Source organism: Niastella sp. sgz303648, assembly GCF_059587045.1.
The window spans coordinates 526,327-546,083 of record NZ_JCAPSW010000006.1; the positions used below are offsets into that span (position 1 = coordinate 526,327).

Annotated in this window: 16 protein-coding genes; 5 read left to right on the top strand and 11 right to left on the bottom strand. The window is 44.2% G+C overall.

The window, feature by feature from the left end:
* The 3 genes from AC59IL_RS20185 to AC59IL_RS20195 all read right to left on the bottom strand — a co-directional run bounded on the left by AC59IL_RS20185 (position 1) and on the right by AC59IL_RS20195 (position 4,366).
* Positions 1–894, bottom strand: coding sequence for an ABC transporter ATP-binding protein (locus AC59IL_RS20185; protein ID WP_496553998.1), 894 nt, complete (start codon positions 892–894; stop codon positions 1–3).
* Positions 895–1,143: 249 nt separating this feature from the next.
* Positions 1,144–1,806: a zinc metalloprotease gene (locus AC59IL_RS20190; RefSeq protein WP_496553999.1), complete on the bottom strand. Its 663-nt coding sequence runs from the start codon at positions 1,804–1,806 to the stop codon at positions 1,144–1,146.
* Between the two features lie 178 nt (positions 1,807–1,984).
* Positions 1,985–4,366 (bottom strand): 3-hydroxyacyl-CoA dehydrogenase/enoyl-CoA hydratase family protein, encoded by a 2,382-nt coding sequence (locus AC59IL_RS20195; protein ID WP_496554000.1) that lies wholly within the window; start codon positions 4,364–4,366, stop codon positions 1,985–1,987.
* Between the two features lie 717 nt (positions 4,367–5,083).
* Here AC59IL_RS20195 and AC59IL_RS20200 point away from each other — a divergent pair.
* Positions 5,084–6,400 (top strand): glycerate kinase type-2 family protein, encoded by a 1,317-nt coding sequence (locus AC59IL_RS20200; protein ID WP_496554001.1) that lies wholly within the window; start codon positions 5,084–5,086, stop codon positions 6,398–6,400.
* A 528-nt stretch (positions 6,401–6,928) separates the two neighbouring features.
* Here the strand turns inward: AC59IL_RS20200 and AC59IL_RS20205 are convergent.
* The 5 genes from AC59IL_RS20205 to AC59IL_RS20225 all read right to left on the bottom strand — a co-directional run bounded on the left by AC59IL_RS20205 (position 6,929) and on the right by AC59IL_RS20225 (position 12,330).
* Positions 6,929–7,798, bottom strand: a complete 870-nt coding sequence (locus tag AC59IL_RS20205; protein ID WP_496554002.1) for an NAD(P)-dependent oxidoreductase — start codon at positions 7,796–7,798, stop codon at positions 6,929–6,931.
* Positions 7,799–7,939: 141 nt separating this feature from the next.
* Positions 7,940–10,045 carry a methionine--tRNA ligase gene (gene metG / locus AC59IL_RS20210; RefSeq protein WP_496554003.1) on the bottom strand — a complete coding sequence of 702 codons (2,106 nt, stop codon included), beginning with the start codon at positions 10,043–10,045 and terminating at the stop codon, positions 7,940–7,942.
* 140 nt (positions 10,046–10,185) lie between these two features.
* Positions 10,186–11,463 carry a hypothetical protein gene (locus tag AC59IL_RS20215; RefSeq protein ID WP_496554004.1) on the bottom strand — a complete coding sequence of 426 codons (1,278 nt, stop codon included), beginning with the start codon at positions 11,461–11,463 and terminating at the stop codon, positions 10,186–10,188.
* Positions 11,453–12,010, bottom strand: coding sequence for an RNA polymerase sigma factor (locus AC59IL_RS20220; protein ID WP_496554005.1), 558 nt, complete (start codon positions 12,008–12,010; stop codon positions 11,453–11,455). Before AC59IL_RS20220 ends, AC59IL_RS20215 begins: the two co-directional genes overlap by 11 nt.
* Positions 12,011–12,159: 149 nt before the next feature.
* Positions 12,160–12,330: a hypothetical protein gene (locus AC59IL_RS20225; protein ID WP_496554006.1), complete on the bottom strand. Its 171-nt coding sequence runs from the start codon at positions 12,328–12,330 to the stop codon at positions 12,160–12,162.
* 69 nt (positions 12,331–12,399) lie between these two features.
* On the opposite strand from AC59IL_RS20225, the gene AC59IL_RS20230 reads away from it, so the two are divergent.
* The 3 genes from AC59IL_RS20230 to AC59IL_RS20240 all read left to right on the top strand — a co-directional run bounded on the left by AC59IL_RS20230 (position 12,400) and on the right by AC59IL_RS20240 (position 16,151).
* Positions 12,400–13,422: a S66 peptidase family protein gene (locus AC59IL_RS20230; RefSeq protein WP_496554007.1), complete on the top strand. Its 1,023-nt coding sequence runs from the start codon at positions 12,400–12,402 to the stop codon at positions 13,420–13,422.
* 95 nt (positions 13,423–13,517) lie between these two features.
* Complete coding sequence (locus AC59IL_RS20235) at positions 13,518–14,426, top strand: S66 peptidase family protein (RefSeq protein ID WP_496554008.1); 909 nt, start codon at positions 13,518–13,520, stop codon at positions 14,424–14,426.
* Between the two features lie 297 nt (positions 14,427–14,723).
* A complete protein-coding gene (locus AC59IL_RS20240; RefSeq protein WP_496554009.1) occupies positions 14,724–16,151 on the top strand; it encodes a UCP032817 domain-containing protein in 1,428 nt (475 codons plus the stop codon).
* A 272-nt stretch (positions 16,152–16,423) separates the two neighbouring features.
* On the opposite strand, the gene AC59IL_RS20245 is transcribed toward AC59IL_RS20240, so the two are convergent.
* Positions 16,424–16,597: a catalase gene (locus AC59IL_RS20245; protein WP_496554010.1), complete on the bottom strand. Its 174-nt coding sequence runs from the start codon at positions 16,595–16,597 to the stop codon at positions 16,424–16,426.
* A gap of 173 nt (positions 16,598–16,770) precedes the next feature.
* Between AC59IL_RS20245 and AC59IL_RS20250 the strand changes: the two genes are divergently transcribed.
* A complete protein-coding gene (locus tag AC59IL_RS20250; RefSeq protein WP_496554011.1) occupies positions 16,771–17,706 on the top strand; it encodes a hydrogen peroxide-inducible genes activator in 936 nt (311 codons plus the stop codon).
* Between the two features lie 84 nt (positions 17,707–17,790).
* Here the strand turns inward: AC59IL_RS20250 and AC59IL_RS20255 are convergent, their stop codons facing one another.
* Both AC59IL_RS20255 and AC59IL_RS20260 read right to left on the bottom strand, forming a co-directional pair.
* The gene (locus tag AC59IL_RS20255) at positions 17,791–18,594 is read right to left on the bottom strand and encodes an alpha/beta hydrolase (RefSeq protein WP_496554012.1); all 804 of its coding nucleotides are present in this window, start codon (positions 18,592–18,594) and stop codon (positions 17,791–17,793) included.
* Between the two features lie 144 nt (positions 18,595–18,738).
* A complete protein-coding gene (locus AC59IL_RS20260) occupies positions 18,739–19,527 on the bottom strand; it encodes an alpha/beta hydrolase (RefSeq protein ID WP_496554013.1) in 789 nt (262 codons plus the stop codon).
* Between the last annotated feature and the right edge of the window lie 230 nt (positions 19,528–19,757).

Here is a 19,757-nt window from a genome sequence, read left to right on the forward strand (position 1 = left end):
TTATTTGCCGTTTGTAAGTTCAAAGAATTTGGTTTCAAGACTTTTTTTGCGAAGCCGCAAGTGGTTCAGCGCTATGCCGTTTTCGAAACAAAAGCGGTTCAGCGAATCGAGCGTGGCGGTGCCGGGTGCAAATGATAATTCAACATGATGCTCATTCAGTTTTACCTGCAGGGCGCCGGGGTATTGATGAAGCACTTTTTGCAATTGCTGCACATTAGCAGCGCCGGCTTCCACCACATCTTCGGTTACCAGAATTTCATCAACATGGCCGTGGGTTATCAGCGTTCCTTTTTGCAGAATGGCCACATGCGTACACACTTTCTCTACTTCATCGAGCAGGTGACTGGCCATGATAATCGTTTTCCCTTCTTTGTTCAGCTTTTTGATCAGTTCTCTGGTTTCGGCAATGCCCACCGGATCGAGGCCATTGGTGGGTTCGTCAAATACCAGCACTTCGGGGTTGCCCAGCAGGCTCGATGCGATGGCCAGCCGCTGTTTCATACCCAGCGAATACGTGCTGAATTTTGAGAATTTGCGTTGTTCGAGATTAACCATTTTCAGTACATGGTCAATGTTTTCAGTACCGCGTTGCTTAATGGCTGCCGCGATTTTTAAATTCTGTACTGCATTCAGGTAATGATAAAAGTTAGGTGTTTCGAGCAGGGTACCTATCTGGCTGCGGTGCAAATGAGTGGGTGTTTCATCGAACAGTTTATAGGAACCTGCTGTGGGCTTCAGAATGTCCATGACAATGCCCAGTAATGTCGTTTTGCCGCTTCCGTTAGGGCCTAAAATGCCAAATACCGAGCCCCGGGGTACAGTAAAGGAAACTCCTTTTAATGCGTTTACCGGGCCATAGTTTTTATAAAGATTATCTACGGTAAGAATAGCCATAATTTATATGTCGTGACAGTAAGGTAATTGTTACATAATAGAAGAAGTTAAGAAAATTTGGTTCTAAAAGGCACTAATGTTTGTTGTTTGAGGTTTGTTGTTTGAGGTTCTTTCGGTGAATCTTGCCCTGCAATTTTGATCCTGTTAAACAGTAAGGTGTTTGATCTTAATAATGAAACCCCAAAGCGCGGTAGCAACTACAAACCATAAACCTCAAACCACAAACAAACAAATTTGTGGCTTGCGTGATTATTTCGTAACCACCGGTGTATGTTTTTCGTGGTAAAGGCTCGAAAAATCGCCTAAAACGGCCCTGCCATTGGTAAAAAGCAACCGGTGCAGTTTCAGTTCCTGAATATCGGCGGACAGCACTTTGCGGTGAAACGGATTTAAGGTACCGCCTTTGTCGCCGGCTCTTGCCTGCGGATCGTATTGAAAAACCGGATCGCACAGGGTGCCGCGTGGGTACATGATGCCGGGTGCATCCTTTCCCCTGATATCGAGGTTTTGCGGATGGTCGAGCCCAATGGTATGTCCGTACTCATGGGCCGCGGTGGTGGAAGTTTGCAATAAATTGTCAAGCATAAAATAACCGGTATTGCTTCCAATGCCATCTACAAAAGAAATATTACCCGTTGCAAATTCTTCGATGCGAAAAAAATTAAACCGGGGATTATCGTTGTACCATACTTTTTCGGGATCAAGATCGGGTTCATAAATGCCGTCGATATCAAATAACACATCGAACCATTTGTCCTTAATTTGAATGGTTGCATTCGGTTCATTCCAGTGGGTGCTGATGTCGTTGGCAACTTTCCACGACAGTTCGCGGGTAGCCGCATCTCCGTAAAAGAAGATCACCGAGTGAATGACAAGCTTGTGCGAAATGATCTGTAATTCGGCTTCACCCATGGCATAGCGTTGTTTGGGGTTGGGAGTTGCGATTGCTTCGCAACCATGTGTAAATTAATTAAAAATCAGTTACCGGTTACCAGTTACCAGTTACCGGGATCCGGAAACCGGTAACAAATAAAAAGGCGTAGCATTTCTGCCACGCCCGTCTGCTTTCTCATGTGACGCCTATTGTTCTTTAATTGCGGATAGGCTTACCGCCCTTTAAAACACTTTGAATTCTTTCGAGGGTTTTCTTTTCACCGCAAAGCGATAAGAAGGCTTCCCTTTCAAGATCCAGTAAATATTGTTCAGATACCATTGTTGGTTCGCTCAAATCGCCGCCGCACATTACATAGCTCAGTTTTTTAGCTACCACCACATCGTGATCGGTTGCATAACCTGCGCGCCACATGCCATTGATGCCGGCGTATAAAGCACCCAACGCCGAACGGCCTAATACTTTTATGTCGTTGCGTTGTATGGGAGTAACATATCCGCTTTCAAAAAGTTCAATAACACTCTTTTTTGCTTCGGCAATTCTGCGACCCTGGTTCAACACTACTTCATCTTTTCCTTTACGTAATATACCCAGCTCAAATGCTTCGTGTGCCGATGTGGCTACTTTGGCTGTGGCAATGGTAAGAAAACGATTCTTTAAAGTAATGGTTTCCGGTTCATCTTCATGCATTTCATCTGCCGCGCGCAACACAAATTCCTTGGTGCCGCCGCCACCGGGTATCAATCCAACACCCAGCTCAACCAGGCCAATGTAGCTTTCTGCAGCCGCACAAACTTTATCAGAGTGCAGGCTCAGCTCACAAGCGCCGCCCAATGTAAGCGCATGTGGCGCCACTACTACCGGAACAGCCGAATAACGGGCCCGCATCATGGTGTTCTGGAACATGCGTACGGCCATATCCAGTTCGTCGTACTCCTGTTCAATGGCCAGCATGAATATCATACCTACGTTGGCGCCCGCACTAAAGTTGGGGCCTTCGTTGGCGATAACCAACCCTTTATATTTTTCTTCGGCCAGTGCAATAGATTTTTGTATCCCTTCAAGCACTTCGCCGCCGATACTTCCCATTTTTGTATACCACTCAAGCCCCAGCACATCATCGCCCAGGTTATAGAGGCGGCAACCGCTGTTTTTCCACACGGTCTGGTTCTCAAAATTTTTCATCACTATAAATGCATCACCACCGGGTAATGATTTATATGACTTTGACGCCACATCGTAATAAAGCCTTTTGCCGTTCTCGACTTTATAAAAACTTTTTACACCGGCTTCGAGCATATCGCTCACCCAGGGAGCCACTGCGTAACCGGCTTCCTTCATTTTCTTTACCGTTGATTCAACACCCAGCACATCCCAGCTTTCAAAAGCGCCGATTTCCCAGCCAAAGCCGGCCATCATGGCGTCATCAACCCGGTAAATTTCGTCGGATATTTCAGGTATACGGTGCGATATATAGGAAAACAACCCAAAATGAAAGTGGCGGTAAAATTCACCGGCCTTATCGGTACCGGCGCATAACGCCTTTAACCTTGTTTTAAGGTCATCGATGGGTTTGGCAGTTTCTACAGTTGCGAACTTTGCCTTTTTGCGTGGTTCGTAATCAAAGGTTTTAAGATTTAAGGTGAAGATTTCCTTCTCCCCTTTATCGCTTTTCTTTTTTGCAAAGAAACCCTGACCTGTTTTATCGCCCAGCCAGTTACTGGTTACCATTTTATCGAGCCAGGCAGGTATGATAAATGTATCGCGATGTTCATCGTTCGAACAATTATCATAAACTCCCTTTGCCACTTTTACCAGCGTATCGATACCTACCACATCGGCTGTGCGGAACGTAGCCGATTTGGGCCGGCCGATGATTGGACCTGTTAATGCATCTACTTCATCAATGGTTAAACCCAGCGTATCAACCAGTTTAAAAATAGCCATAATGCCATATACTCCTATGCGGTTGGCAATAAAAGCTGGTGTATCCTTACACAATACAGTGGTTTTGCCTAAATACAAATCGCCGTACTGCATCAGAAAATCTACAATGGCAGCATCGGTATATGGCGTTGGAATTATTTCGAGTAAACGTAAGTACCTCGGCGGGTTGAAAAAGTGTGTACCGCAGAAGTGTTTTTTAAAATCATCGCTTCTTCCTTCGGTCATCAGGTGAATGGGAATACCCGATGTATTGGAAGTGATAAGGGTGCCGGGTTTGCGGTATTTTTCAACCTCGGTAAATATTTGTTGCTTGATATCAAGACGTTCCACAACTACTTCAATGATCCAGTCGTACGCGGCAATTTCCTTCATGTTATCGGTAAAATTGCCGGTAGTGATCTTCTTCACTACGTCTTTAGTGTAAACAGGAGAAGGGTTACTTTTTATGGCAGCCTGCAGGGCATCGTTAACCAGCTTGTTACGGGCTGTTTTATTGGTACTGTCTACGGCGTCTTTTGGCACCATGTCGAGCAACAACACCTGTACCCCTATGCCGGCAAAGTGACAGGCAATACGGGACCCCATAACTCCGCTTCCCAACACAGCTACTTTTTTAATGATTCGCTTAGTCATAAAAAATAGTTAGCTAAACAACTATTTTCAAAGATAACACAAAATCGGCAGCCTCCAAGAGCTTTTTATATTTTAGCATAAATAAAACAGGGGCCACGGATTTTGAAATTCTGCCTTCGGCAGAATGAATCAAATTTGCCGCAGATGCCAGCGTGGCGCCACAGGCGTAACGATTAAAGAATACAAGTTGCCACGGATCCTTTCCCGCTGATTGCGGGACTCAGGACACGAATGGACATGGATATTTTTCGGCGCAAACACCAAAACATATATCAGTCATTCTCAAATTTTTGAGAAGTACCTGTACAGAATTGCACGGATGAACACAGCTATTTTTCGATACAAACACCAGGACTTATATCAATCGTAATCAAACTTTTGAAATGTACCTGTACAGAATTGCCCGGATGAACACAGATGTTTTTCGATTCGAACATCAGAATATAATTCAATCGTTATCAAAGTTTTGTCATATTTGTACAGCATTCTTCCTCCTGACTCGTGAGGTAAAAAGTGAACCGTGCTTTGTATGAATCAATATCATTTACGATTAGGAATAAATGAAAAATCGCTATTAATTTGGAATTCGGGAACTGAAGTACATCTGTGTTAATCCGTGCAATCTCCCGATCCCGCATTAGCGGGAGGACAGGCTGTGGCGATATTATCGCCGAAGGCGAGTCCCCTTAAATCTGAGGCAAAAAAACACTACCACCTATGCGCGAACATGCCCTGCAAATATTTTCTGCCGCTGTAAAGTCGGTACAACCTTATTACCTGCTGCCAAAGCATATGCGATGGCAACAAAACGATCTGTGCCTCGGTGAGCAGGTTTTTAAACAGGGGGCATTCGGCAAGTTGTTTGTAATCGGGGCCGGCAAAGCCAGTGCTGCCATGGCCCGCGAAGCCGAGATCATTCTGGCCAATCATATTCACGACGGAATTATTGTAACCAAATACGATCATGTATTTCCGCTGAAAAAAATACGCTGTATTGAAGCAGGGCATCCTGTACCTGATGAAAACAGTTTGCAGGGTGGCCGCGAAATTGTTCGTTTGTTGAAAACAGCCGGTGAAAATGATGTGGTGATAGCGCTGATCAGCGGAGGAGCTTCGGCTTTAATGATCGATTGTCCGCCCGGAATTTTGTTGCCCGAACTGCAACAGGTTTTTAACCAGCTGCTGCAATGCGGCGCCACCATTCAGGAAATGAACACGGTGCGTAAGCATTTGTCGGCCGGCATCAAAGGCGGACAACTGATGCGAACAGCCTGGCCGGCTACAGTGATCAGTTTTATATTGAGTGATGTGATCGGCGATCCGCTTGATAGTATTGCCAGCGGGCCTACGGTTCCCGATTCGTCGACTTTTGCCGATGCATGGGAAATTTTGCGCAGGTACCAGCTGATTGATAAACTACCGGTGAGTATTATCCGCTGGCTGCAGCTGGGAATGAATAAACAGATTGATGAAACACCCAAACCCGGCGATTTGATTTTTGGCAGAAGTTTCAATTACCTCATCGGCACCAATTGCATTGCGTTGGAAGCAGCTGCGGGTGCGGCCCGTTCGCTGGGATATTCGCCGGAAATCATCACCCATACATTAGAAGGAGAAGCCGGCGATAAAGCCCGCGAACTGGCGCTTCAGATAAAAAACTATAATGGTCCGCGCCCTGCCTGTTTGTTGCTGGGTGGCGAAACTACGGTAACTATAAAAGGCAATGGCAAAGGAGGCCGTAACCAGCATTTTGCATTGGCTGTGTTATCGGCATTTGAAAAAGAAAATCTTTCTGCTGATAATATCCCTGTGATTGTATGTGCCGGCACAGATGGCACCGACGGACCAACCGATGCGGCCGGTGCTATTGTGGATGATGCTGTACTGCAAACGGCGAAAAAGAAAGGTCTTGACCCCGATGCATTTCTTGCTCAAAACGATTCATGGCATTTTTTTCATGAAACCGGAGGACATGTTATAACCGGACCTACGCATACGAACGTGATGGATGTGGTTGTAGTGCTGGTGAAGTAAGAAGCAGGGAGTAAGTAGTAAGTAGGGGCGTAAGAAGTCGGATGTCGGAAGTCAGAGGTCCGAAGTGAATTGCAAAAAACAAGGAATTACGAATGATGAAGTAAATTCAACTTCCACCCATAATTCCTTGTTCATTATTCAAAGTAACACTAATAAAGTACGAATTGATACTGTCAGCGTATCGACAGGAAACATGGCTACTTTCCCGATGATAATAACCTCCTGAAGCGGATGATTGGGTCAGTTGTTTTTCCCTTTTGCTGTTGTTCTTTAACCGCCGGCATGCAAGACGTTAATGAATACGTTGTGTAATAATAGCGTTTACAGGCACCGGTTAAAGATGAAGCAAAAAGGTGTGCGGAGGTTGTTTGTAGCTTTCAGAAGAAGGTTGTTATGCGGGGCTTCTAAAAACAACAAAAGAAAGTTAAGAACAAAGTTTGGGACGGCAAAAAAAATCAATTGGCAACAGACAATTGACAATTGACAATAAAACCTGGCAGTTTTTGCAAATTGCCAATTGCTCATTGCCTATTGCTCATTGGCCTGGGCAACTGCGCTCCAGTCAATAGCTGCACCCTTTTTTTCGATCATCTGCTGCATATTATGCTGCAGCAAATTTGCCAGGGGCATTTTTTGATGAACCTGCGCGGCCTGTTGTAACACCAGGTTTATATCTTTCAACCCCAGTTGCATCGTAAAGGCTGCCGGTTCAAAACGGCGATTCACAATTATGTTGCTGTAGTTTTGATACACAGGATTGTTGAAAATGCTTTGAGTAAAAAACTCCCACATTTTTTTGGCGTCAACACCGCTGCGGGCGGCCAGTGCAGCGCTTTCGCCAATGGCTTCCAGAGCAGCAGCAATGGTAAAGTTGCCGCATAGTTTAATGGTATTGGCAGCAGTGATCAAATCGCCGAAATCCCATACACCCACGCCGCCTGCATCTTTAAGTATGGGTGTTGCCTGCTGACGTATTTTTTCTTCGCCACTCAAAACAAAATTCAGTTTACGCGCACGGGCTGCCTCGGGCCGTCCGAATACCGGTGAAGCGAGGTAATGCAATCCTTTTTGCGTATGCTGTGCCGCCAGTGCTGAGGCAGTCTGGGGCAGTATAGTGCTCAAAGATATATGTACACTACCCGGAGCAAGATGCGCTATCAGTCCTTCATCGCCCTCTGAAATACTCTTCAGCGCTTTATCGTCGGATACTATACTTAAAACAATCGTGCACTCCTTTGCCAACGCCTGAATGGTAGGGCAGGCAGTGGCCCCTTTATCGGTTAATGCTTTTGTTTTGGATATTGTGCGATTATATACGAATAACTGATGACCGCTTTCAATTATATTTTCGGCAATGGGTGTACCCAGATTACCGAGGCCAATGAATCCGAGTTTCATAAAAATAGTTTTAATGCCACAGATTTAAGTTTGCCGCCTTCGGCGGCAACAATACACAATGCTATTAGTTAAGAAAATATCTCGCGAAGGCGTCCCGCCATGGCGGGAGCGCCTCTGCGAGAAACTTAAAAGCTTAACACATTAACTCACCGATGATCCGTTATCAATAGCATCAACAGGATTTATAAAATGCAGTTTGCCTGTTTTATCTTCTGCCATTAAGATCATGCCATTACTTTCAATACCGCGCATTTTGCGGGGAGCCAGGTTGGCCACCACCACCACCTGTTTGCCGGTTATTTCTTCGGGTTTAAAATGTTCGGCAATTCCCGATACAATAGTGCGGGTTTCAAAACCCAGATCAACCTGCAGCTTTAACAGCTTATCGGCTTTCTGTACTTTTTCGGCAGTAACTATAGTGCCTACGCGAAGATCGAGCTTTGCAAAATCATCGTATTGTATCTGCTCTTTAAGTGCTGCAGCCTGAGGTTCTTCCGACTTCTGACTTCCGACTTCCGATTGCTGATTTTCGGCTTCAGCTTTCGGTTTTATTAATCCTGCTTTTAATTTTGCTATCTGCGCCTCTATCTCTTCATTTTCTATTTTTCTGAATAACAATTCCGGTGCGCGTAAACTATAGCCTATGCTTAACAGCTTTGTTTTACCGGCATTTTCCCAATCCAGCATTTTTTCAACCACCTTCATCAGATGAATCATTTTTTTTGCTGTGAACGGCAAAAACGGGTTGATAAGAATAGCCAGGTTGGCCGTGAGTTGCAAACAAACATGCAAACAGTTATCGATCAGCTTTTGTGCTGAAGGATCTTCTGCCAGTCGTTTTGCTACAATCCAGGGCTCTTTTTCCTGCATGTATTTATTGCCTTTTCTGGAAAGGTCAATCACTTCAAACAAGGCATCGCGGAATTTAAAATTCTCCAGATGTTCTTCAACTCTTTTTCTGGTTGCCTCAAATTCGGCCAGGGTGTTTTTATCAGCTTCATCCAGCACATCTGCATGCAGGTTAGGCACTTTACCTCCGCACAACTTGTGCATGAGCACAAATGCGCGGTTTACAAAATTGCCGAAGATCGAAACCAGTTCGCTGTTATTGCGATCCTGAAAATCTTTCCAGGTAAAATCGTTGTCCTTTGTTTCAGGTGCATTGCTGCACAGTACATACCGCAATACATCTTCGCATCCCGGAAAATCTTTTATGTATTCATGCACCCACACGGCCCAGTTACGGCTGGTAGATACTTTGTCGCCTTCGATATTCAAAAATTCGTTGGCCGGCACGTTGTCGGGCAATACAAAGCCACCGTGCGCTTTCAACATCGCCGGGAAAATGATGCAATGGAAAACGATATTGTCTTTTCCGATGAAGTGTACCAGCTTTGTATCTTCTTTACACCAGTAATCGGCCCATTTATCGGTTAATTCTTTGGTGGCTGAAATATATCCAATCGGCGCATCAAACCAAACATACAATACTTTGCCTTCGGTATTTGGCAGGGGCACTTTTACACCCCAACTGCTATCGCGGGTCATGGCGCGACTTACCAAACCGCTATCGAGCCAGCTTTTGCACTGGCCGTATACGTTATTTTTCCATTCTTTATGTCCTTCCAGTATCCATTCTTTCAGCCACGGCTCGTAGTTCTGCAAGGGGAAATACCAGTGCTTTGTTTTTCGTTTTACGGGAATCGCATCGCTCAGCGTACTGCGCGGATTGATCAGTTGTTCGGGGCTGAGTGTTGAACCGCAGCGTTCGCACTGATCGCCGTACGCATTAGGATTGCCGCAAATGGGGCAGGTGCCGGTGATATAGCGGTCGGCCAAAAACGTATTTGTTTTTTCATCATAAAACTGCTCGGTTTCTTTTTCTTCAAATAAACCGTCGTCGTACAGCTTTTTAAAGAAAGCGGCAGCGGTTTCGTGATGAACTTTGTTCGATGTACGGGAGTAGATATCGAATGAAATGCCCATTTGCTCAAAACTTTCTTTGATCAGGGCATGGTATTTATCTACAATTTGTTGCGGGCTTACGCCTTCCTTCATGGCGCGGATGGTAATAGGCACCCCATGCTCGTCACTGCCTCCGATAAACTGAACATCTCTTTTTTGGGCACGCTGGTAACGCACATATATATCGGCCGGTAAATAGCAGCCGGCCAGGTGGCCGATGTGTACCGGTCCGTTCGCGTATGGTAATGCCGCTGTAACTAAATAACGCTTAAAATCTTTCATTTTGTAATCCTCTTTTGTAATTCTACTCATCGTCCCTTGCGACGCTCCCTTGTGCTGTATATCAATATGCAGCAGAGGCAAACACGAAAGGGCAGTTTGCAAAAGTAACTATTCGGCGCCAAGGGATAAAATCGGTCTGGTTAGCGGTAGGTACCGGGTTGCGTACCTGGTTTAAGCGGAGCATTCCGGCTCATTTGGTAGAAATGGCTTTCCAGTTGCTGTTTGAATTGTTCAGGTGTTATGGGATCAAATGCCAGGTTGTTGATTTCATCAGGCGAAGCATTGACCGACCGCGAACAGCATACCAGCTTACCATCTTTTACAGCGGTGAGAATGATTTGCACCGGCTCATTGGCCGGAATATTATTGAACCGGATGATATGACCGGTTTGTGCACCATATACTATGGACGGAAATCGGCTGAATACCAGCTGCGAAAAAACAGGTGCATCAAAGCCTTCGCCTACATTCACTATTACTGAAAAAGTGGTTCCCGGATGATCATAATAGCGATCACAATTGATCCATCCCAAACTATCGATGGTGAAGAGGTAGGTTGACCTGGGTATTTTTTTGAAGGTGATAAAACCGCTGATCAATTGCAACGCATCAGCAGTCGATAGCATATTCGGATCTTTGTTCGCCGGCGGTTCCGGCGCAGGCGGCTGCCTGTCATCACCTGGCTGAACAGGCTGTAGTTTCGTAATGTTGTATAAAGACCGGTATTTTTGTTGAATTTTTTGTATCACTGATTTATTCGTCGAAAGAATTTGTATCACTGATTTGTTGGTCGTAATAATTTCATTAGAAGAAAGGATTTTTGTAACATATTTATTATACTGCATATCGGTTGCCTGCTGTGGTTGCATGTCGGGGCCCTGCATTTGACCCATGGGTATCCAGTTTACCTGTGAACGGTCTTCGTGCCACACACCAGAGAACAGCATCATTTGTTCATCGTATTGAAAGGCAGGCATACTTATTCGTATTGTTTTTTGCGGAGTCATTACCAGGTCTTCGCCATCAGCCGTTGCTTTCAAATGCAGCATCCCGCCTGTTACCAGTTGCCGGTTACCCGATGCAGTGCTGAGCCTGGCTGCTATAATATCAGGATAGGTGTAATATTCCTGCAGGGTGATCTGTACAGTTCCTTTCACAATGCCGTTTTTGTTGCTGAAACAGTCGGCCGGTATGTTCAAACGGGTGCCTTCTTTGGCTACCAGTACGGCAACCTGTTCTGCATTCACGGTAAATACCTGCTCTTCTTTATCAAGCTGGTTAAAAAAATTCTTCAGCAGTTGTGTTGCCTGCATGACTTTCAATTGCTGCCAGTGTGCAGACAAATTGCTGGTATCAGGCATAAAAGCCTGTTCCTTTGTGCGGAAGAACTCATCGATATGTTGATTGTCAGATTTCATTGTAATAGGTTTCTTTTTTCAACAAAATTTCGAGTTTGCTTTTCAGTAAACGGCGTGCTTCATTCAGATGCCACTTTGATGTACCGGCTGAAATGCCCAGCAGATGCCCGATCTCTTCGTGTTTAAAGCCTTCCAGTACAAACAGGTTAAATACCAGCGCTGTATTGCGGGGCAATTCGTGCAGTAGCTTAATTACATCATTGACCGAAAGCCGGTCGTATATTTCGGGGTTTATCGAAATGGTGACATCGGCCACTTCTTCTACAGGGCATTTAATGAAATTTGTTTGCCGCCGGCAATGATCTATACAGGTATTTACTACAATGCGCCGTATCCAGCCCATAAATTCGCCCCGGGCTTCGTATTGATGTATTGTATTAAAAACTTTCAGCATGGCATCGTTGTATAGCGCTGCTGCTTCATGCAGGTCGGTGGCATACCGCATACACAACTTCATCATACCGGTATAGCAAATGCGATACAATTGTTCCTGGCTTTGTGCATCTTGTTGTTTACAACCTTCTATGATATTATTCCACTGTACCAAAAGGAAACGGTTTTTAAATAGTTACAGGCATTATTCTTTTACCGGCGCCATACTATTGACGAAGGGAAATAGCATAAGGGTTGGGAAAAACGAATATTTATATAAATCACCGTAAAAGGCGTGCGGTTACGCAGGAGGGAGGGAACGGCTTAATTCATCAGCCAGTAAAATATGCCCAGCCATACGCCTATAAAAAAAACGATGGCTACCACATCATTACTGATTTCTGTAAATTTCTTTTTGCGAATAACAAGCTGGTATACAATCCAGCCGGCAAAGGCTATAGAAATGAGCAATGCCTGAAACATGCGAATGAACATACCTTAAAAATAAACAAATGTTTTAATTTTTCTATCTCTTTGGGGTATATTGGAAGATATTGTATCGACATGAACCGAAAACGATTTTTATCCTCTTTTGTAGTTGCGGGCATTCCGGTGGCCGGGTTCCCTTCTTTCTTTATAAAAAATGAAGACGATGCCCCGGCGCCCATTGTTCCCCGGTACCTGAAACCGGGAGATACCATTGGTATTACCTGTCCGGCTGGTACTATAACTCCCGAAGAAATTCAACCAGCCATGGTGCAGATGGTTGAATGGGGGTTTAATATAAAAGTGGGCGAAACAGTAGGTAAAAAAGATTTTACATTTGGCGGTACCGATGAAGAGCGCGCCCGCGATTTTCAGCAAATGATCGATGACCCCAAAGTAAAAGCCATCATGTGCGCCCGCGGGGGCTACGGTTTTGTACGTATTATTGATAAAATTGATTTCACCAGGCTCGTTACCAAACCCAAATGGATCATTGGCTTCAGCGATGTTACTGTGCTGCACGCTCATCTTAACCGTAATTATGGCATTGCTTCCATTCATTCAAAAATGTGCAACAGTTTCCCCGACGACTGGAACAAGGCCGAACCTATACAAATTGAAACCATTCTTTCTATAAAGCAGGCATTAACCGGGCAAAAGATGAAGTATACCGTGCCTGCCAACACGCAAAATAAACAGGGCAGTGCCGAAGGTGTGTTGATTGGCGGTAATTTAAAAATGATCGAAACGCTGGCAGGAACGAAGTCGGATATCAGAACCACCAATAAAATTTTGTTTGTGGAAGATACGGGTGAATATCTGTATAGCATCGACCGGATGTTCTGGAACCTGAAACGCACCGGTAAACTCGAAAAGCTGGCCGGATTAATTGTAGGTGGTTTTAAAGTAAAACCTGATGATCCCGGCGAAGATTTTGGTCGTACCGTGCAGGACATTGTACTGGAAAAAGTGAAAAACTATCGTTATCCTGTTTGTTTTGATTTTCCGGTGGGACATCAAAAAAATAATTATGCGTTAAAATGCGGGGCCAGGCACCGGCTGGTTGTTGGCGCCGAAGAAGCAACGCTGAAAGAAGTTTAACGGGTTTGTGCCCGCCCGAACTACGTTCAGTCAGGCGGGGTTTGATGGTTTCATGGTTTTTTGGATATTCGTTTTATTGAACTAACAAAAACAACATGGTAAAAATTCCTCCCTATTTGCAGCCCGGTAATACGATTGGTTTGGTTTGTCCGGCCGGTTTTATGGCAATGGAAAAAGCGCAAACATGTATTGATGTTTTACAGCAATGGGGATATAAAGTAAAGGTTGGCGCTACGGTAGGCAGTGCATCAACCACCTATTTTTCGGGTACCGATGAAGAGCGGCTGAACGATTTTCAGCAGCTGCTCGACGACGATTCGGTGCATGCCGTTTTATGCGCCAGAGGCGGTTATGGCGTTAGCCGTATTATTGACCGCATCAGTTTTAAAAAATTTAAAAAGCAGCCCAAATGGATCATCGGGTTCAGTGATATTACTTTGCTTCATGGACATATTTATTCCAATTACGGCATCAGTACTTTGCATGCACCCATGGCCGGTGCATTTAATGACGAAGGATACAAAAATGAATTTGTACAGTCATTAAAGAATACGCTCGAAGGAAAAAAGATCCGGTACGAATGCGAAGCACATGCGTTTAATAAAAAAGGCGAAGCGGTAGGCGAACTTGTAGGAGGTAACCTGGCATTGCTGGCTCACATGATAGGAACGCCATCGGATATTAAAACAAAAGGCAGAATTCTTTTTTTAGAAGATATAGGCGAATACCTGTATAATATCGACCGCATGTTGCGTCAGTTAAAAAGAAGCGGTAAGCTTGAAAAACTGGCCGCACTGATCATTGGCGGTTTTACCGATAACAAGGACACCGAACGGCCATTTGGACAAAACGCCTATGAAATCATTAATAATATCGTGAAAGAATACGACTACCCCGTATGTTATGGTTTTCCCGTGAGCCACGAGAAGGAAAACTATGCATTGAAAGTGGGAGCGGGATATAAGTTGAAGGTGGGGAAGTCGAAGGTAACTCTTGAAGAGTAGCAAGTGGTAAGTGGCAGGTAGGGAGTGGGAAGTAAGATGTAAGAAGTAGGAAGTTGGCAAGTTGACCAGTTGATAAGTTAACAGGAAGCAGAACGATTTGCCGTTTGCCGGTTCACGTTTGCCGTTTCACAACCACGTTTCACGTTGCTTTCTCATGTTTCACCCCTGATATTCACCATTGACCATTGACCATTCACGATTCACCACGTTCCACGCTCCTTAACAATTTGGTAATACATCGATGCTTGCGCGGTTGATAAACTCCGTTATACCTTTGTATAACCAAAGACAGAAAATATGAAAATTGAAGAACACAGTAGCCTTTGGAGTGCAATTCAACAATTTCCCCTCGATGACCCGAATGCAGAAATTACCTTCTCCCGAAAATTATCTGCAAAGCAAAACTGGTCGCCCACCTTTACTGAACGGGTTGTTGAGGAATACCGGAAATTTCTCTTCTTATGTTGTATCTCTCCCAAAGGCGCTTCGCCTTCACAGGTTGTTGACGAAGCATGGCATTTACACCTTACTTACACACAATCGTACTGGATTGATTTGTGTAAGAACACATTAGGCAAAGACGTTCACCACCATCCATCGCGGGGAGGAGATGATGAGGATCACAGGCACATTGAGTGGTATAAAGACACGCTCGCTTTATACCAGTCGGTGTTTGAATCACCTCCGCCCGATGACATCTGGCCGCAACCGAAAGAAGATTTGTTTATTCCCGAACCGGCCTGGAAAATCAGAAATGAAATTAAAGCTCTTATCATCCTGTTGTTACTGCTTCCTCTTGTTATTAGTGCTTACCTGCACCAAACACTTTCTCCTTACTCACTTACAGGTCTGCAGTTCTTAAGCTTCTTCCCATTACTTGCTATCAGTTGTATCATTTGTTTTGTTTTACTGCAACACGAAAAAGGCCGAACGTTAAAAAGCCTTGTTACAGAACATTTTCCTGCAGAGGCCTCCATTTTTCAAATCGCTCAGTTTTTATACGGAAAACACCGCGCCATACAGGCGGGGATCGTAGACCTGATGCGAAGAAATCTGATCGGGCTAACTGCTGAAAAAAGGTTCATCTTTCACAAAAACCGGTACAGTCAATCTGCCAATGAACAAAATCCGCTTATCACCGGATTTTTAAATGAGCAATATGATAGTATCAATTATGAAGGAATTGTCAGTGACTGGTATAACGAAGAAACCGCCCAACATCCAAATCTGCAAAAGTTGTACTGGCTGGCTTATTACAAAGAGTCGTTGTTAAAAAGATACCATATGCTCATTGTTCCCCTGATTGCCGGTATTGCCCGGATTTTTCAGGGACTTGCAAACGGAAAAGCAATTAGTTTTCTTTTGTTTGAGTTGATAGCTTTAATAATAATAGCTCAGATTGTTGAAAGTATGTATTCACGAAAAAACATCGTGATTAAAGCAACAAAGGAGTTATCAGAATTGCACAACGAAATGAGTTCACCGTACAACGATCATGTGGTTTCGGAGTTTGCCACAAACGGAGAGCAGGCCATACAATGGTTTTCGGATGGGTTGGTGCTGGCAACGGTGTTTAGCGCTTACCCTGTAATCAATCATACCAAAATCATCAATGCAAACGGGGCATGCAGCAGTTGCAGTGGTTGTAGCGGTGGAGGTGGTTGCAGCGGAGGTGGTGGTTGTGGAGGCGGATGCGGAGGTGGTTGCGGTGGTTGTGGAAGTTGATATAAGTAGTAAGAAATAAGTAATAAGTTGTAAGTAAGAAGAAGCCCATTGCCCGCTGCCTATTCGCTTCAGATGACCGCAAAAGATTTTTGCGGTTTTGTGTTTATAGGGGGTAATAAAAAAATAAGGTGGCCCTCACTTGGAAAAGTACAGCACACCTTACACTTTAAACCTAAAACTATAATTTACTCATGTGACCTGTTTATGAAAATGATGCCTATCTTTTTTATTTTTTACTAACGTCGATACCTTTCATTGAATCTCCATTTTGCTCACTTATTCATAATCAGTACCCAGGCGGTAACGATGTGCATCAGAATAGGATAAAATACGGCCCTTAACATTTTATCGGGTGAGTAACTGATACCATCTACCACGTGGGCGGGTGCAAAGGCAGCCTTTTCCGCCTCAGCAAAGAACTTCCTGAGATTTTCATTCAATTCCATCACACCTGCATCAAACAGCGGAAAATCTTTCCGGCCCGGGGTTTAGGTTTAATCAAAAGGATTCCTGATGTATTCATTTCAAAGGGTAAAGATTGTTTCCATGGCAAAACTTCAATTATTTTGATTATAAATCAAATTGATTAATTTTATAGAATTATAGACAAAATCTATTTATGACTTTTGTACAATTAGAGTATGTGGTGGCTGTTGATACTTACCGGCATTTTGCCACGGCCGCCGAAAATTGTTTTGTTACCCAGCCCACCCTCAGCATGCAGGTGCAAAAGCTTGAGGAAGAACTGGGTGTTAAGATATTCGACCGCAGTAAACAACCCGTGGTACCTACCGAAGTAGGTATCGAGATCATTGAACAGGCCCGTCGTATTTTATCGGAAAAAAATGTGATCTCCGAGCTGGTGCAAACAAAAAAAGGCATAATTACCGGCGAGCTGCGCATCGGCATTATTCCAACCCTGGCGCCTTATTTATTGCCCCTGTTTGTTCAGAGCTTTGCCAAAAAATATCCGCATATTAAGCTCATCGTACAGGAAATGATGACCGAATACCTTATAACCCGTTTGCGCGAAGGTCGAATTGATGTGGGCATACTGGTAACTCCTTTGCAGGAAAATGGTATCAAGGAACACGTTTTGTTTTATGAAGAGTTACTGGCATATGTATCGAAAAAAAATTCGGCATACAAAAAAACGTATGTACTGGCGCAGGATATTGATCCCGAAAAATTGTGGCTGATGGAAGAAGGGCATTGCTTTCGCTCGCAGATCGTAAACCTGTGCGAATTGCGCAGGGCCAGTGAAATGGGTACCCATTTTGAATATGAGGCGGGCAGTATTGAAACATTGCGGCGTATGGTTGATATGAATGATGGCATCACCATTTTGCCCGAACTGACCACTCTTGATATGACCGCCCGGCAATTACAGCTGATCAGACATTTTAAAAAACCGGCGCCCATGCGGGAAGTGAGCATTGTAGTGCACCGCGATTTTGTAAAGAAGCGCCTGATCGAAGCCCTCAAAGAAGAAATCATTGCGGCGATACCGGAAAAGATTAAGATGAATAAGGATCAGTATGTAGTTCCTATTTAGAAATGAGAAATTAAAAATGAAAAATGTGAAATTAAAAAGTAAAACAGCTTACTTTCTCATTTCTGATTTTTCATTCCACATTTTTCATTTCAGGAGAGAATCCAGCGTCTGCTTATACTGCTTAAAATCTGTAAGATCATTATGATGTCCGCCATCGATGGTAATAAATTCATCGTGCGGCTTTAAATACGGTTGTAATTGTTTGCAGTTACCGTAGGGGATGGTAATATCACTGGTGCCATGAAAAATAATCACCGGGTTGGTAACTTCCTGCAGATACTGCCAGGTAGGAATTTTAAAATGGATCATTTTATTAACCGGGTATATGGGCAGGCGGCTGCCTACAAGCGAAGGAAAACTGTAATAAGGCGCTTCGAGCACCAGGGCTTTGCAATCGCGTAGGGTTGCCAGTTGGGAGGCAATACCGGTACCCATCGATTTTCCGTAAATGATAATGCTGTCGGGCGAAAAATGGGTGCGCGCCAGTTTATAAAATACCAGCGACCAGTTGTACAATTGCTGCTCGGTAAATTCGCCGGTGCTTTTTCCGAATCCCGGATAGTCGATCATCCACACTTCGTAACCACGACTGGTAAAATCGGGGGCGAAAGGCGCGTATCTTCCTATATTTTTTTTATTGCCATGAAAATACAGTACCAGGCCTTTAGGCTGTGGCCGATTGGCCGCAAACTGAATGATGTTGATGTTGGCGTTTTGTGAATAAGGAAGATTCACTTCTTTATACGGAACCGAAAAATTGTATTTGTAATCGGCCGGTAGTGGTTCAGGATGAAACAAAAATTTATCCTGCAGGTAATATATGACGATACCGATAATACAGTATATAAGGATGATAACCTTTAACCAGCGGAAAATAATTTTTTTCATAACAGGGGTGCAAGATAAGACGTCCTGAGCGAAGTCGAAGGATTAGCATTTACCCTGAGCGTAGTCGAAGGGTGAACCTACGAAAACGTTTCTTCGACTACGCTCAGAAACGCAAGATGACCTCCTTCGACTTCGCTCAGGAACTCAGTACTTCAAAATATCCCGCACAAAATTATGATACTCCGGAAAAGTGGGCAGATTGTTGTGGCGGCCGCCTTCGATGCGAATAAGCGTGATTTTATTGGGGTTCAGCGCCTGCAGTCGCTCGCTGTGGCGAATGGGGATCAGCCGGTCTTTGGTGCCATGAATGATATAGGTATGGCAATTTACATGGCGAATCCATTTATCGGTGCGCAGATGATAGCGTAAAACATATCGTATCGGCAGAATGGGCAAAAAACGTTCTACCACTATGCGAAAATTGTAATACGGCGAGTCGAGAATGAGGTAACGCGGCTTATTATCTGCGGCTATTTTGGCGGCGAATCCGCTGCCGATGCTGCGTCCGTATACGATGATGTGATGCTCAGGGTATTGTTTAATGAGCGTATTGTATACAACCTGCATATCGTTCAGCATATCTTTTTCACTGCGTTTGCCGGTGCTTTTGCCAAAGCCGCGGTAATCTACCAGCACCACATCATAATCATAGCGGTAAAAATCACGGGCGTATTTGGCCCAGCCTTTTATACTCCGGGAATTACCATGAAAATACAGGATCAGTCCTTTGGGTTCTTTTCTGTAAAAATGCAATCCGTTGATGCGAACGCCGGGCGAGATATCAAAATTCAGTTCATGAAAAGGAATATCGTAGCGGAACTGAAAATCGGCTGGTAATTTTTCGGGTTTGAAAATAAAACGGTCCTGAATTAAATAAGCAATGACGCTTAGCAATAGCAGGCTACCGATGATATACCATATGACTGAAGGCAAATTGTTTGTGGTTTATGGTTTGTGGTTTGTAGTTGTTCAGGTTCAAACAAGTTGAGTAATTGCAATCATGCCTGGTTCAAAACAACAGGTTAAATTTAAAAAGAAATTGTAAAGCGAAGCACAGGAAACATTGAATTGCGGCCGGTAAAAAATTACAGAAAAAGAGCAAATCGCGGTAGCAACAATAAACCAAAAACCTCAAACCAGAAACCATAGTGTCGCGGCACCAA